General features: G+C 62.0%; 15 protein-coding genes and 1 tRNA gene. 10 read left to right on the top strand and 6 right to left on the bottom strand.

Features of this window, described 5'->3' with window-relative positions; translation table 11 throughout:
* Window positions 1–119 precede the first annotated feature (119 nt).
* Window positions 120–2,060: a bifunctional diguanylate cyclase/phosphodiesterase gene (locus tag AB5Y70_RS02680; RefSeq protein WP_029314665.1), complete on the bottom strand. Its 1,941-nt coding sequence runs from the start codon at window positions 2,058–2,060 to the stop codon at window positions 120–122.
* 148 nt (window positions 2,061–2,208) lie between these two features.
* Here AB5Y70_RS02680 and AB5Y70_RS02675 point away from each other — a divergent pair, with 148 nt between their 5' ends.
* The 4 genes from AB5Y70_RS02675 (at window position 2,209) to AB5Y70_RS02660 (ending at window position 5,492) form a co-directional block, all read left to right on the top strand.
* The gene (locus AB5Y70_RS02675) at window positions 2,209–2,931 is read left to right on the top strand and encodes a DUF2982 domain-containing protein (RefSeq protein ID WP_275058586.1); all 723 of its coding nucleotides are present in this window, start codon (window positions 2,209–2,211) and stop codon (window positions 2,929–2,931) included.
* 83 nt (window positions 2,932–3,014) lie between these two features.
* Window positions 3,015–3,959 (top strand): LysR family transcriptional regulator, encoded by a 945-nt coding sequence (locus AB5Y70_RS02670; protein ID WP_010675012.1) that lies wholly within the window; start codon window positions 3,015–3,017, stop codon window positions 3,957–3,959.
* Window positions 3,960–4,005: 46 nt separating this feature from the next.
* Entirely contained in the window at window positions 4,006–5,028 is a 1,023-nt protein-coding gene (locus AB5Y70_RS02665) for a response regulator (RefSeq protein WP_029314668.1), read from the top strand.
* 32 nt (window positions 5,029–5,060) lie between these two features.
* Window positions 5,061–5,492: a PAS domain-containing protein gene (locus AB5Y70_RS02660; RefSeq protein ID WP_010675014.1), complete on the top strand. Its 432-nt coding sequence runs from the start codon at window positions 5,061–5,063 to the stop codon at window positions 5,490–5,492.
* Window positions 5,493–5,555: 63 nt separating this feature from the next.
* Here the strand turns inward: AB5Y70_RS02660 and ltaE are convergent, their stop codons facing one another.
* The 3 genes from ltaE to AB5Y70_RS02645 form a co-directional block, all read right to left on the bottom strand.
* Complete coding sequence (ltaE, locus tag AB5Y70_RS02655) at window positions 5,556–6,572, bottom strand: low-specificity L-threonine aldolase (protein WP_010675015.1); 1,017 nt, start codon at window positions 6,570–6,572, stop codon at window positions 5,556–5,558.
* Window positions 6,573–6,658: 86 nt separating this feature from the next.
* Window positions 6,659–7,366 (bottom strand): short-chain dehydrogenase, encoded by a 708-nt coding sequence (locus AB5Y70_RS02650; protein ID WP_010675016.1) that lies wholly within the window; start codon window positions 7,364–7,366, stop codon window positions 6,659–6,661.
* A 75-nt stretch (window positions 7,367–7,441) separates the two neighbouring features.
* The gene (locus AB5Y70_RS02645) at window positions 7,442–7,849 is read right to left on the bottom strand and encodes a helix-turn-helix transcriptional regulator (RefSeq protein WP_010675017.1); all 408 of its coding nucleotides are present in this window, start codon (window positions 7,847–7,849) and stop codon (window positions 7,442–7,444) included.
* A gap of 166 nt (window positions 7,850–8,015) precedes the next feature.
* Here AB5Y70_RS02645 and AB5Y70_RS02640 point away from each other — a divergent pair, with 166 nt between their 5' ends.
* Window positions 8,016–8,915: an aldo/keto reductase family oxidoreductase gene (locus AB5Y70_RS02640; protein WP_010675018.1), complete on the top strand. Its 900-nt coding sequence runs from the start codon at window positions 8,016–8,018 to the stop codon at window positions 8,913–8,915.
* 69 nt (window positions 8,916–8,984) lie between these two features.
* Here AB5Y70_RS02640 and AB5Y70_RS02635 read toward each other — a convergent pair whose 3' ends face one another.
* Window positions 8,985–9,263 carry an RNA-binding protein gene (locus tag AB5Y70_RS02635; protein WP_029314670.1) on the bottom strand — a complete coding sequence of 93 codons (279 nt, stop codon included), beginning with the start codon at window positions 9,261–9,263 and terminating at the stop codon, window positions 8,985–8,987.
* 212 nt (window positions 9,264–9,475) lie between these two features.
* A complete protein-coding gene (locus AB5Y70_RS02630; protein WP_010675020.1) occupies window positions 9,476–10,018 on the bottom strand; it encodes a hypothetical protein in 543 nt (180 codons plus the stop codon).
* A gap of 174 nt (window positions 10,019–10,192) precedes the next feature.
* Between AB5Y70_RS02630 and mepA the strand changes: the two genes are divergently transcribed.
* The 5 genes from mepA (at window position 10,193) to AB5Y70_RS02605 (ending at window position 13,305) form a co-directional block, all read left to right on the top strand.
* Entirely contained in the window at window positions 10,193–10,936 is a 744-nt protein-coding gene (mepA, locus tag AB5Y70_RS02625) for a penicillin-insensitive murein endopeptidase (RefSeq protein ID WP_368175922.1), read from the top strand.
* A 42-nt stretch (window positions 10,937–10,978) separates the two neighbouring features.
* Window positions 10,979–11,584, top strand: a complete 606-nt coding sequence (locus AB5Y70_RS02620) for a LemA family protein (protein ID WP_210600111.1) — start codon at window positions 10,979–10,981, stop codon at window positions 11,582–11,584.
* A complete protein-coding gene (locus AB5Y70_RS02615; RefSeq protein WP_124243908.1) occupies window positions 11,581–12,315 on the top strand; it encodes a YgcG family protein in 735 nt (244 codons plus the stop codon). Before AB5Y70_RS02620 ends, AB5Y70_RS02615 begins: the two co-directional genes overlap by 4 nt.
* 22 nt (window positions 12,316–12,337) lie before the next feature.
* A complete protein-coding gene (locus tag AB5Y70_RS02610) occupies window positions 12,338–12,955 on the top strand; it encodes a TPM domain-containing protein (RefSeq protein WP_010675024.1) in 618 nt (205 codons plus the stop codon).
* A gap of 266 nt (window positions 12,956–13,221) precedes the next feature.
* Window positions 13,222–13,305 (top strand) — tRNA-Ser (locus AB5Y70_RS02605).

The raw sequence follows: 13,305 nt of genomic DNA, 5'->3' as shown, positions 1-13,305 counted from the left end.
ATACTAGCGATAACGTCTAATGGATCCCATGATATGAGACAAAAATTCGATTAATTATGTTTAATTTGGCATCTCGCACTTCATAAATGGGAGATGCCGCACATTTATCGACAACTTGCTCAATGGTTTGCGAGGGGGTAGCGACCCAGTCGGCACTGTACAGCAAACCCCGCCGCCGCCACCTCTTCCGGGGTCATGGGACGGCTGAACAGGAACCCCTGGAAGACATGGCAACCCTGGGTCTGCAGGGCCGCGAGCTCGTGCTCCTCCTCCACCCCTTCCGCCAGGATCCCGAGCCCCAGACTGGTGGCCATGGCCACCGTCGCCCGGATCACCGGCAGGTTGAGTCCCACCACGAAGGAGCGGTCCAGCTTGATGGTGTCGATGGGCAACCGGTTGAGGTAGGCCAGGGAGGAGTAGCCCGTCCCGAAGTCGTCGATGGCGATCTTGATCCCCTGCTCGCTCAGGGCGTCGAGGATCTCGATGCACCCCTTCATGTCGAGCATCAGCACCGTCTCGGTCAGCTCCAGGGTCAGCAGCGCCGCCTCCACCGAGAATACCTCGAGCAGTTGGGCCACCAGCTCCGGCAAACTGGCAGAGAGCTGGAAGCCCGAGAGATTGACTGACACCGGCACCCTCACCCCGTCCTGTCGCTGCCACTCCCCCATCTGGGCCAATGCGGTGGAAAGCACCCAGCTTCCGATTTCCCGGATGAGCCCCATCTCTTCGGCCAGCGGAATGAACTCCGCCGGCGACACATGGCCGAGCACGGGATTGTACCAGCGTACCAGGGCCTCGAAACCGATGACCCGACCTTGCGCCACATCCACCTGGGGCTGATAGCGCAGGCTGAGCTCTCCCCGACCGACGGCCTTGGCCAGGAACTGCTTCAGGGTCAGCTTGCGATGCAGGCTCTGCTGCATGCTGGGGGTGAAGCGTTGCCAGCGAAGCCGCCCCATCTGCTTGGCCTGATACATGGCCATGTCGGCACGGGTGATGAGGTTGTCGCCATCATCGGCGTCGTCCGGGTAGATGGCGATGCCGATGCTGCCGCCGATGGTGACCTCGGGGACACCGCTCAGCTGCAGTGGCTTGCTCATCTGGGAGAGCATGAGATCCGCCACCTCCTGGGCCCGATCGCTCGCCTGGTTGAGGGGCACCAGGGCGGTGAACTCGTCCCCGCCAAGGCGCGCCAGCTCCACGTCCCGCGGGCAGATCTGCTTGAGCCGTCCGGCGACCCGCTCCAGCAGGCGATCCCCTGCCTTGTGGCCGTAGTTGTCATTGACCAGCTTGAAGTTGTCCAGATCCATGAACACCAGGGCAAAGCGCCCCCCGAGGCCGCAATAGGCTTCCAGGGATTTCATCAGGCCGTAGCGGTTGAGCAGCCCGGTGAGGGAGTCGTGCCAGGCCAGGTGGCGATGCTCCAGCTCTTCGAGCTTGCGATCCGTGATGTCCCGCATGGTCAGCAGGATCCGTGCCCCCTGCTGGATATGGCGAAACTGGTACTGGAACCAGCGCATCCCCTTCTGGGTGCGGCACTCCCCTTCGGCCACTACTTCGTCCAGACGGGAGAGGCGACGATAGAAGGCCTCGTCCGCACCGGAGAAGATCTGGGGCAGCGTCAGAATGCCGGTGCCAAAGCACATGTCGAAGTGATGGTTGCCGCTCTCGAGGCGCCCCTCGTTGTCAAAGAGACAGGCCAGGGTGTCGCCGGTGGCGAGGGAGGACTCCTGATAGAGGGTGTCGGCATCGATGACCGCTTCCGCCATCATCATCTGCCTTCCGGCAAGCTGGATCCCGGAAAGACGCAGATAGACCTGCTTCTTGACCCCCTTGGGCGAGAGGGTCCACCACTCGTTGTAACTGCGCTCCTGCTGGAAATCACCGAGATAGCGCTGCAGCAGCAGATCGATGGCGGCGGCCATGTCGGCGGAGAAATCCCGGGACTTCAGCTCGGCCAGGGAGCTCGCCTCCCAGAGCCCGAGGGCAGCATCGTTGGCCCAGTAAATATGATGACGCTGGATGTCATAGACCCAGACAGGCGTGTGGAGGACATCCATCACGGTGAGCAGGCGTTCGTCTAGCGTATTCATGTTGAGTGATGATTCATGCTGAAAGCTCATGGTCGAACCAGTCGCTTGCGCCCCCTGACAGGAGTATTCACGCTGGTACAAAATCCGTTCCGGCCCATAATCGGATAACAAACGGATGAAAAAAGGCCGAAATCATATGAAAACGCTACATGTGATCCCCATGGTACGAAGAAATGGACTCACACTGGTATTGTTGGGCATGGTGATAACCATTGCTATGATTTTTATACTTTTTTTTCTTCGTGAACAACTACTAATCCCCGCCATTTCCCTCCTCTTGGCGGGCCTGATGACAATTCTTGTCGGGGTTTGGAAACTGGGTGAGCCTCATTTTAGTCTCTCTTTGTGTCAGGACTGCCTGCAATACCATCACAAGTACGGCGGCTGGATCCTGAAATGGAGAAATATTCAGCGAATTGACCAACCACGTATCCATTTGGGGTGGGATCTGGTGGAGCTGCCCTACATCGGCTTGAAAATAAAGGATTACGACGCTTTTTTGACGCTGATCACACCCCGGCTCGCCGTCCGTCTGCTGACCGAGCAGCGCGCCGTGCTGATGCAGGCCATGCGAAGCGAGCGCTCCGACTGCCCGACCGGAGGGTGCGGCAGTGGGCTCCTGGGAGAGGGACTGCTGGAGGAGAGCCGCTTCTGCTCACCCTCCGGCCAGCGCTATGAGGGGGTGATCGCCATGCTCGGCAACCGGATGGCACGGCTGCGTGATCTGTTGGGGTACGATCTGCTGGTGCCCGACAACAGCCTGGACAGATCCCCGGAAGATTTCGTCCATCTGCTCCAGCAATACCAGCGCGAGTCGAATCTAATCCAGATCAATTAAACGCCGGATTGCGCTTGCCAAGCCCGGTGACTCTTCATAAGGTCACTGGCTTGTTACAGCCAGAACACCCCCTAAAACCGCTTATGAAGTACATCGAAGAGTTCTATCTGTTCGTCAAGGTGGTGCAAGAGGGCGGTTTCTCCCACGCCGCCGCTGCGCTGGGCATGCCGACCGGCACCATCAGTCGACGTATCTCCCAACTGGAAGAGCAGCTCGGATGCAGCCTGCTGCACAGATCCACCCGCAAGCTGCGTCTCACGGACGAAGGGCTGCGCTATTACGAGCGCCTCTGTACCCCCCTTGCGGAAATAGAGCAGGCCACCGGCGAAATTCGGGGTGAGGAGACGGACATCAGCGGCCTCATCCGCCTCGCGGCCCCCATCGCCCTCTCCAACACCATCCTGGTCGACATGCTGGTGGACTTCGGCCTGCGCTATCCCGGGGTACAATTCGACATCCGCCAGTCCAACGACCATGCCCTCCAGGCGGATCAGGACAGGGACCTGGTCTTTTTCAACGGCGAGCTCCCCCAGACCCTGCCCAACGCCCTCTGTCTGGGTCACATCCAGTACGGTCTGTTCGCCTCCCCCCTCTATCTGGAGAAGATGGGTGTGCCCTCCCACCCGACCCAGCTGGAAGAGCACGATCTCATCTACTGCTGGCCCCACCAGCACTGGCAACTGAGCGGGCGGGACAAACAGGCGATCTGCATCAAGCGCACTCCCCGCCTTTGCATCGACCAGACCCAGGCCGCCGTACGGGCAGCCCAGCGCCACCTCGGCATCGTCAACGCCCCGCAGCACTATGTGCACCCCTTCCTGCAAGATGGTCAGCTCGTCCCCGTCCTGCCTGACTGGCAGTCAGGAAAACGTCCCTTCTACATGCTCCATTGTCAGCCCCGGTTCACCCCGTTGCGTGTTAAGATGTTCGCCGATTTCGTCGAGAAGCACTCCGAGCGCTATCGTACCCGCCAGCAGAACGATCAATTTTCACCGGCGCAGCCGCTGCACGTTGCATCTGACGGCTGATGACCCACACTTAGCGCAATCCTCGTTGCACAGGTCGGCTAACACTATGAATGTATTGATATGTGATGACTCCGGGTTCGCGCGCAAACAGCTGGTGCGCGCCCTGCCCGCCGATTGGGGTGTCACCTTGCACCAGGCCGCGGACGGACTGGAAGGGGTCGAGCAGATCCTGATGGGGCACGGGGACCTGATCTTTCTCGATCTCACCATGCCGGAGATGGACGGTTATGGCGTGCTCGAGACCCTCAAGCGAGAGGGGGTGCGCAGCAAGGTGATCGTGGTCTCCGGCGACATCCAGCCGGAAGCCCATGAGCGTGTCATGGCTCTTGGCGCCCTCGATTTCATCAAGAAGCCGGCTTCCCCGGACACCCTCCTTGCCTTGCTCAAGCGCCACGGTCTGTGGCAATCAGCCACCCAGGTGACGGCCATCCAGCACCAGCCCGTCGCCAGCCACCAGGCTGCCCAGAGCAGCATCCAGTTCACCCCCGAGCTGCGGGATGTCTATCAGGAGCTGGCCAACGTCGCCATGGGCCAGGGGGCGGATCTTCTGGCCCGCCTGCTCGGCGCCTTCGTGCTGCTCCCCATCCCCAACGTCAACGTGCTGGAGGTCTCCGAGCTGCACATGGCGCTCTCGGCCGCCGCCGAGTCGGAGACGCTCTCTGCGGTCTGCCAGGGCTTCATCGGGGCCGGGATCGCCGGGGAGGCCCTGCTGCTGTTCCACGATGCCAGCTTCCAGGACCTGGCCCGCCTGATGAACCATCAGGGGGAGCTGGATCACGGCGCCGAGCTGGAACTGCTGATGGACACCGCCAACGTGCTGATTGGCGCCTTCCTGCGCGGCTACGCCAACCAGCTCGACACCCCTTTTAGCCAGGGTCACCCCGTGGTGCTTGGCCAGCACAGGCCCATTCAGGATCTCATTCGGACCAACCAGAGCCGCTGGCGCCGCACTCTGGCCATCGAGATCAACTATCGGGTGCAGGGCTATGCGGTGCAGTGCGATCTCTTGCTGCTGTTTACCGAAGATTCCATCGCCACCATGAACAACAAGATCATGCACATGCTCTGACCGCCCCGCGGCAGCAACCACCAGGAGTGACCATGGACATTCGGGAGTTTCATTGGCTGATGAACATCGTCCAGAATCTGGACGTGGGGCTGGTCGTGCTCGACAGGGAGTACCGGATCCAGGTGTGGAACGGCTTCATGGAGAGTCACAGCGGCCGGCTGGCAGGCGAAGTGCGCGATCAGGGGCTGTTCTCGCTCTTCCCCGATGTGGACAAGACCTGGTTCGAGCGCAAGGCCAACATGGTGTTCAAGCTCAACAACCGTGCCTTCAGCACCTGGGAGCAGCGCCCCTACCTGTTGCGCTTCTCCAACTACCGCCCCATCACGGGATCGGCCCCCTACATGTACCAGAACCTGACCCTGGTGCCGCTGGCCGACTTCGCCGGAGAGGTCACCCACCTGGCCATCATGATCTATGACGCCACCGACGAGGCCATGCTGATCACCGGCCAGCGCCAGGGATGACCGACCCGGCCATGACAACAAGGGCGCCCGATGGCGCCCTTGTTGTTGCGATAGGAAATGGCGTCAGCCACTCAGGTACTCGGTGAAGGCGTCGATCACCTCGTCGATGTCATCGTCGGTGATTTGCAGGTGGGTCACCAACCTGAGCTCCCCGTAGCCGGAGAAGAGAATACCGCGCTCCTTCATGAAACCCAGCAAGGTGGCGGGATCCTCCTGAGTCAGGCGCAGGAATACCATGTTGGTCTGCACCTCACCCATGTTGAGTGTGATGCCTGGCAACACGGCCAGCCCCTCTGCCAGACGCCTGGCGCGGCGATGATCATCCGCCAGCCGGGCAACGTGCTGATCCAGCGCGAACAGGGCGGCCTGGGCCAGGATCCCTCCCTGGCGCATGCCGCCCCCCAGCATCTTGCGCAGCCGTCTGGCGCGGGCGATGAACGCAGCCGATCCCACCAGCAGGGAACCCACCGGTGCTCCCAGTCCCTTGGAGAGGCAGACAGAGATGCTGTCAAAAGGCGCCGCGATGGCGGCCACCGGTTCCCCGCTCGCCACCACCGCATTGAAGAGGCGAGCCCCGTCCAGGTGCAGCTTCAACCCCTTCTCGTCGACGAATTCGCGCATGGCGCGCAGGTAGGTCAATGGCAGCACCTTGCCGTTATGGGTATTTTCCAGGCAGACGAGGCGCGTCTGGACGAAATGGGGATCATCGGGAGCGATGGCCCCCCGCACATCCTCGATGGCCAGGGTGCCGTCCGCCTGCATGGGGACGGATTGCAGGGCCACCGAGCCCAGCACGGCAGAGCCCTGGGCCTCGTAGCGATAGATGTGGGAAGCCGCCCCCAGCACGGCTCCTTCCCCACGCTGGCAGTGACTCATCATGGCCAGCAGGTTGGACATGGTGCCGGAGGGCACGAACAGGGCCGCCTCCTTGCCAAGCAGTTTGGCGCCGCGGCGCTCCAGCGCATTGATGCTGGGATCTTCCCCATAGACATCGTCTCCCACCTCGGCATGCAGCATGCTCTGGCGCATGGCTTCCGTGGGTTGGGTCACGGTATCACTTCGTAAATCGATATAGCGCATGTCATCCTCCTGATGCAGGACGATGACATTAACCAGCCGACACCCGGCTGGCAAGAAACGGCAAGCGGGAATGTGAGCCCGGCGGCTCACCAGGGCAGCCACTGACCCTGCAGATCCACGAAACGGCCCGAGTGCGCCGGCGTCAGTGTGGCCATCAGATCCAGCAGGCGGACGGCGACCTCGGCGGGGTCCTGCAGCAAGGTGGGATCCATCTCCTGAAGAAAAGGTTGCTGCATGGGGGTATTCATGAGGCCGGGATGCACGGTGATGACACCGGCGCCGGGAAAACGTCCAGCCCACTCACCCGCCAGGATCCGGGAGCCCATGTTGAGGGCGGCCTTGCTCATGCGGTAGCTGTAATGGCACATGGCCTCCTGGCCCCCCTCCTCCAGGCTTCCCGCCCGATCCGAGAGGGTGCAGAGCCAGAGCGTGCTCTGGGGCATCATGCGCCGGCTGAGGTTGGCACCAAGGGCCAGGTGGGGCCAGGCATTGGCCAGCAGACTCTCTTCGAGCCATTGGGGGGTCACCTCCTCCACCCGCCGCTCCGGCATGTGGGCAAGATCATGGAGCAGGCCTATGGTGTTGATCACCACTGTCGGCAGGGTGGTGCTGTCATAGAGGGTGAAGAGGGCTTCAAAGGAGAGCGAGTCCACCTCCTGCAGCGGAAAGTAGCAGGCGGGATCCAGTCCCCTGGGCAGTTGCCTGCCCGCCAGCAACCACTCTTCTCCCCGTCTGGCCAGCGCCCGTGCCAGCGCACTGCCCAACCCGCCACTGCCCAGGATCAGATAGCTCATCTGCGTGTCCTTGGATTTGATCACTGCTTAGAGGGTATCAGAAGAATGGCGGACTGCCGGGAGCCCCCGTCAGGCTCAGGCCTCGGCCAGATGGCGCCCAAACTCCCGCGCCCGGGCCAGGTCCAGAAAACCGTCCGCCTGCTTGTGGCTGCGCAGGAACTGGTAATAGGCGAGCAGGGTCACCAGTTGCTCCTCATCCGGCATGGGTTTTCCCGGACGGGTCTCCTGCACCAGCGACCCCGCCGCCGCCAGCGCGTCCCTGTCCACCACCTCGGCCTGACGATAGAGATACCCGCAACCGGTGGCGAGCCACTCCAGCGAGCAGTTGGCCGCCATGGCAATCTGGTTCGCCTTGCCAAGGCCGGGCTCGGCCCCTTTCAGATACTTGCGGATCAGGGCTTCACTCAACCCCACCTTGCGGGCAAAGGCGCTCACGCTCCCCTCCCCAATAAGGCTTTGCAGCCTGGCGGCAAATCCTTCCATCACCCCTTCTCCTCTCACTGACACCGGGATCTTGACCCGTCGGAGTCAGAACCATAGTTCGAATTCGCGAAGGGGGCATTATTGCCTTGTCCGCCGGAAGAGACCAAGATGCTGGCACATGATTTTGCCCCTTTCTTTTCGCATTTTTATCTCCAGAGGAGTCACCATGTCCGTATCCCGTCTGGCCCTGCATGAGCAAGGCCCCACCTTCTCCCGCCTCATCATGGGCTACTGGCGCCTGATGGAGTGGCAGCTCTCCCCCGCCGCCCTGCTGGACCTGATGAAATATCACCTTGATCTCGGGGTCACCACCATCGATCACGCCGACATCTACGGTGGCTACCAATGCGAGGAGGCCTTCGGCCATGCCCTGCGCCTGGAGCCCTCCCTGCGCGATCGCATGGAGATCGTCAGCAAGTGCGGCATCGCCCTCACCGCCAATCCGGCCCACGCCCTGAATCACTACAACACCGGCAAGGGACACATCGTCGCCAGTGCCGAAGCCTCCTTGCAAAAGCTCGGCACCGATCATCTGGATCTGTTGCTGATCCATCGCCCCGACCCCCTGATGAACGCCGACGAGGTGGCCGACGCCTTCATCACCCTCAAGCAGGCAGGCAAGATCAAGCACGCCGGGGTCTCCAACTTCACGCCCCACCAGTTCGCCCTGCTGCAATCCCGCCTGCCCTTCCCCCTGGTCACCAACCAGCTGGAGATCTCCCCGCTCCATCAGGAGGGGACGCTGGATGGTGCCCTGGATCAATGCCAGCAACAGCGCATCAAGCCCATGGCCTGGTCCTGCCTTGGCGGCGGGCGGCTGTTCCATGCCCCCGAATATGCCCCGCTGCGGGCGGAACTCGAGCAGATCCGCCAGGAGGTGGGCGCCGACTGTCTGGAGCAGGTGGTCTACGCCTGGGTGATGATGCTACCGAGTCAGCCGCTGCCCCTCATCGGCTCCGGCAAACGGGAGCGGATCGCCGCCGCCGTGGCAGCCGAGTCCATTGAGCTCACTCGCCAGCAGTGGTTCCGCATCCGCAAGGCCGCTCTGGGTTATGACGTTCCCTGAGTCTGCACCAGACCCTGAAAACAAAAACGGCATGGAGGATTCCATGCCGTTTTCCGTTATCGAGACGATTCAACGATGGCGCTGGGGGCGACCACGGGGTGCATCCGTCTTCGGTTTGGCCTGATTGACCGTGATGGTGCGGCCGCCGACCTCGGTGCCGTGCAACTCGGCGATGGCCTTCTCGGCCTCACCATTGACCGGCATTTCAATGAAACCAAACCCCTTGGACTGACCGGTATCGCGGTCGATGATGATATCGACCTTGTCTACCTGCCCAAATTGGCTGAACACGGTTGTCAGTTCGTCGGCCGTCATCCGGTACGACAGATTACCTACGTAAATCTTCATGCCATCCACTCTCGATTCAAGGTGCCTTATCTATGCATCCACCGACCTGGGAGTAAGGGCACAACCCCCCTGCCGGACCAGCCACGGCATCATGCCATGGCACTTCCAGCTTCGTATCCCAAGTCCTTGATCTCTTGGGTTATCAGAGCAGGAAAGATCAAATCGAATCAGAGGCAGTATCTGAGCATTGGGATGAATTGTCGAGAAAATAGTCAGATCGGGTGCAGCTCGGCCAGCAATGTGCCGAGGGCACGACGCCCATGCCAGGCACGTTTGAACCCGAATCGATAGACCCCGGGGGCCACTTCGTGAGTCCCTTCCCGGGACAACCCGAGCAGGCTGGTGGCCGTCGCCAGGGTCACCTCATCCAGCCCGAGATCCAGGCTGAAATCGAGCCACTGGCCATCGTGTCCCACCTTGCGATCCCGCTCCATGCCCACCAGCACGGCCCTGGGCAGCGCCAAGGCCCGGTCTTCGCCGCCATTGAGCAGATAGAGATGGCGTTCATCCCAGGCAAGCTCCGCCAGACGCCAGCGCTGCCAGTTGCGCGGCAACACCATCATCACCAGCACGATACCGCCAAAGACCACCCCGACCCAGGGCAGCAGGCCCATGTCGGGATATCCCAGCCAGAGGGCGGCCACCACAGTGGCGAGACTCGCCAGCAACAGGCAGATCATCACCCCGTAAAACCGCCGGGCCGGGGGCATCAGCCAGCTCACGTTCTCTTGCGCTGCCAGCTCACTGACTCTCATCTTCTCTTCTCCTTCTGTGATGCGAACGGCCTTGCCGTCGCTGCGTTGCCGCGCATTGTGCGCGAGCGACGCGCCGCGATGCAACCGCCACCGCGACACGGATGACGGCCAGCCGCCACTCTTGGTATGCTTGGGGCTGTCTGAGCCCGCACTGGGCGCCATCCCGGGAGTCCCATGTTCGCCATCGCCCTGCTCTTGTCCGCGAGCACACTCTATGCCGAGGCCATCGGCGGCTACTCCGCCGGCTGCCTGAAAAATGCCGTGGCCCTGCCCCTCGAAGGCCCAGGTTATCAGGTGATCCGCACCAAACGGCTTCGCTATTACGGTCACCCCGACCTCATCCATTACCTGCAGCATCTGGCCAACCAGACCAGACTGGCCGGCATGCCGGATCTCTATATCGCCGACCTCGCCATGATGCACGGGGGGCCCTTTACCTCAGGTCATCGCAGCCACCAGACCGGCCTGGATGCCGACATCTGGTTCAGGATGGCTGACAGGCCCATCAGCCGCTGGGAGCAGGATGCCCCCAGGGAGTGGGCGCTGATCGACGAACCCAGCTACCGGATGCTGCCCGGCCGATTCGGCCCCAGGCAGCTCAATCTGCTGCGCCTTGCGGCTGATCGCCCCGAGGTGGCGCGTATCTTCGTCAACCCCGTCATCAAAGCCGAGGTGTGCAAACAGGCACCCGGTGAAGCCTGGGTCGGCAAGCTGCGCCCCTGGGTCGGCCACTTCAGCCACTTTCACGTGCGCCTGCGCTGCCCGGCAAACAGTCCGGACTGCCAGCCCCAGGCTCCCATTCCCCCCGGCAATGGCTGTGGGGAGGAGCTGACCTCCTGGCTCAAGGACAAACCCCAGCTGCCCAAGGTGTCGATGAGCTACCGCGCCCCCCTGTTACCCAGGCGTTGTGAGGGCTGACCACAAGCTGTTATGGTGAACCTATTTCCGAGAGAAATATCAATGGAGAACAACAAGATGGCCACTTTACTCTGGCAGCGTGGTACCCGTGCCCTGCTGACCCTGACCCTGCTGCTGGGCTTGACCGGCTGCGGCATGAACACCATTCCGACCCTGGATGAGCAGGTCAAGGCGAGCTGGGGACAGGTCGAGAACCAGTACCAGCGCAGGGCCGATCTCATTCCCAACCTGGTGGCCACCGTCAAGGGGTACGCCAGCCACGAGCAGGAGACCCTCAAGGCGGTCACCGATGCCCGTGCCCGAGTCGGCAGCGTGCAGGTGAGTGACCCCTCCCAGCTCAAGGCGTTCGAGGCGGCTCAGGAGCAGCTCTCCAGCGCCCTCTCCCGGCTGATGGTGGTGGTCGAGCGCTACCCGGATCTGAAGGCCGATCAGCAGTTCCTGACCCTGCAAGCCCAGTTGGAAGGCACCGAGAATCGCATCGCGGTGGCCAGACGGGATTACATCGAAGCAGTACGCCAGTTCAATACCGAGATCCGTACCTTCCCCGGGGTCATCTGGTCCAAGCTGCTCTACTCCGATCTGGAAGCCAAACCCACCTTCAGCGCCAAACCCGGTGCCGATGAGGCGCCCAAGGTCAGCTTCCAATGAACGTGATGAGACGCTGGCTGGCGCTCTGTCTGCTGCTCTGTGCCACGGCGCTGCATGCCGCCCCCGATTTCCCGGCCCTGACCGGGCGGGTGGTGGACGAGGCCAATCTGATGTCCCGCAAGCAGGCCCACCAACTCGCACAGCAACTGGCCGTCTTCGAGAAGCGCAGCGGCGTCCAGCTGGTGGTGGTCTCCATCGACACGCTGGCGGGGGATACCATCGAAGAGTACGGCTACCAGCTCGGTCGCCACTGGGGCATCGGCCAAAAAGGCAAGAACAACGGCGTTCTGCTGATCATCGCCCAGGACGAGCGCAAGGTGCGCATCGAGGTGGGTTATGGCCTGGAAGGTGCCCTGCCCGACGCCATCGCCGCCAACATCATCCAGACCCGGATCCTGCCCGCCTTCAAGCGCGGTGACATGGTGGCCGGCATCCTCGCCGGCAGCCAGGGCATCATGCAGGCCCTGGCCGGGGAATATCAGCCCGTGGACAACACCAGCAACGCCGACAAGCAGGGAGGTCCCTGGCTCTTCATCCTGGTGGTGATTGCGATGATCGTGCTGCACAACCTGCGCGGCGGCGGCGGTGGGCCGGGAGGACGTCGCCGGGCCGCCTACATGGCCGGTGGATTCGGTGCCGGCTCCTTTGGCGGCCGCACTGGCGGTGGTGGTGGCGGTTTCAGTGGTGGCGGCGGCAGCTTTGGCGGCGGCGGTGCATCTGGCGGTTGGTAATCAGGGAAAAAGAGACAACAAGATGATTTCGAAACAGTTTTTCCACACCTTGCAGGCCAGGGTTCGACAGGCCGAGCAGGCCACGGATGCCGAACTGGTCACCGTGCTGGCCCCGGCCAGCGATGGCTATCGCTATATCCCGACCCTGTGGGCCGCCCTGCTGGCCATGCTCACCCCCCTGCTGGTCTTCCAGCTCGGCTTCTGGCTTGGCTGGTACGAGATCCTGCTGGTGCAGTGGTCGGTCTGGTTGCTACTGAGCCTGCTGTTCCACTGGACGCCCATCAAGATGCGGCTCATTCCCAACAAGGTACGCCGTCACCGGGCCGCCCTGATGGCCCGCCTGCAGTTTGTCGAGCAGGGACTTCACCGCACCCGGGACCGGCTCGGTGTGCTCATCTTCGTCTCGGTGGCGGAGCACTATGTGGAGATCCTGGTAGACGACGGGATCGCCCAGCACATCGACAACACCCAGTGGCAGCAGATCATCGACGACTTCGTGGTTCGGGTACGCAACAAGGAGGTCGAGCAGGGGTTCCTGGAGTGCGTGGAGCGCACCAGCGCCATTCTGACCGACGCCTTCCCCGCCACCCGGGATCAGAACGAGCTGCCTGACAGCCTGATCATTCTCGACAAGCCTTGAACGGGATTAAAAAACCGGCATTCTGTTCAAGGGATAGGCACTCGATAAAGATTATGAAAAATAAGGGGAAAAGTGGTTGACCCAGGCAGCCCTTTCCCCTAAATTACGCCCCGTTCCAGCGCAACAGCGCAGCGAACACCGTGTTGGCTGAACACGTTAAATCACAGACCAAAATTTGGTGAGGCATCCGAGAGGCTGCCCACCGACGAAGTCGGCAAGATGCACGCGCAGCGTGCTCCGAAAGCCACTTCAAGCAGTAAAAATTTGGTGAGGTGTCCGAGTGGCTGAAGGAGCACGCCTGGAAAGTGTGTATACGGCAACGTATCGAGGGTTCGAATCCCTCCCTCACC

Source organism: Aeromonas sp. s1(2024) (assembly GCF_040908005.1).
GTDB classification, from domain to species: domain Bacteria; phylum Pseudomonadota; class Gammaproteobacteria; order Enterobacterales; family Aeromonadaceae; genus Aeromonas; species Aeromonas caviae.
Note: the sequence above shows the minus strand (reverse complement) of the source record. Positions and strands in the feature narration are given on the sequence as shown.

Bases quoted from the DNA above. Each gene is read 5' to 3' on its own strand.
- AB5Y70_RS02680 (WP_029314665.1), bottom strand. From the start codon at position 2,060: ATGGATGTCCTCCACACGCCTGTCTGGGTCTATGACATCCAGCGTCAT.
- AB5Y70_RS02675 (WP_275058586.1), top strand. From the start codon at position 2,209: ATGAAAAAAGGCCGAAATCATATGAAAACGCTACATGTGATCCCCATG.
- AB5Y70_RS02670 (WP_010675012.1), top strand. From the start codon at position 3,015: ATGAAGTACATCGAAGAGTTCTATCTGTTCGTCAAGGTGGTGCAAGAG.
- AB5Y70_RS02665 (WP_029314668.1), top strand. From the start codon at position 4,006: ATGAATGTATTGATATGTGATGACTCCGGGTTCGCGCGCAAACAGCTG.
- AB5Y70_RS02660 (WP_010675014.1), top strand. From the start codon at position 5,061: ATGGACATTCGGGAGTTTCATTGGCTGATGAACATCGTCCAGAATCTG.
- ltaE (WP_010675015.1), bottom strand. From the start codon at position 6,572: ATGCGCTATATCGATTTACGAAGTGATACCGTGACCCAACCCACGGAA.
- AB5Y70_RS02650 (WP_010675016.1), bottom strand. From the start codon at position 7,366: ATGAGCTATCTGATCCTGGGCAGTGGCGGGTTGGGCAGTGCGCTGGCA.
- AB5Y70_RS02645 (WP_010675017.1), bottom strand. From the start codon at position 7,849: ATGGAAGGATTTGCCGCCAGGCTGCAAAGCCTTATTGGGGAGGGGAGC.
- AB5Y70_RS02640 (WP_010675018.1), top strand. From the start codon at position 8,016: ATGTCCGTATCCCGTCTGGCCCTGCATGAGCAAGGCCCCACCTTCTCC.
- AB5Y70_RS02635 (WP_029314670.1), bottom strand. From the start codon at position 9,263: ATGAAGATTTACGTAGGTAATCTGTCGTACCGGATGACGGCCGACGAA.
- AB5Y70_RS02630 (WP_010675020.1), bottom strand. From the start codon at position 10,018: ATGAGAGTCAGTGAGCTGGCAGCGCAAGAGAACGTGAGCTGGCTGATG.
- mepA (WP_368175922.1), top strand. From the start codon at position 10,193: ATGTTCGCCATCGCCCTGCTCTTGTCCGCGAGCACACTCTATGCCGAG.
- AB5Y70_RS02620 (WP_210600111.1), top strand. From the start codon at position 10,979: ATGGAGAACAACAAGATGGCCACTTTACTCTGGCAGCGTGGTACCCGT.
- AB5Y70_RS02615 (WP_124243908.1), top strand. From the start codon at position 11,581: ATGAACGTGATGAGACGCTGGCTGGCGCTCTGTCTGCTGCTCTGTGCC.
- AB5Y70_RS02610 (WP_010675024.1), top strand. From the start codon at position 12,338: ATGATTTCGAAACAGTTTTTCCACACCTTGCAGGCCAGGGTTCGACAG.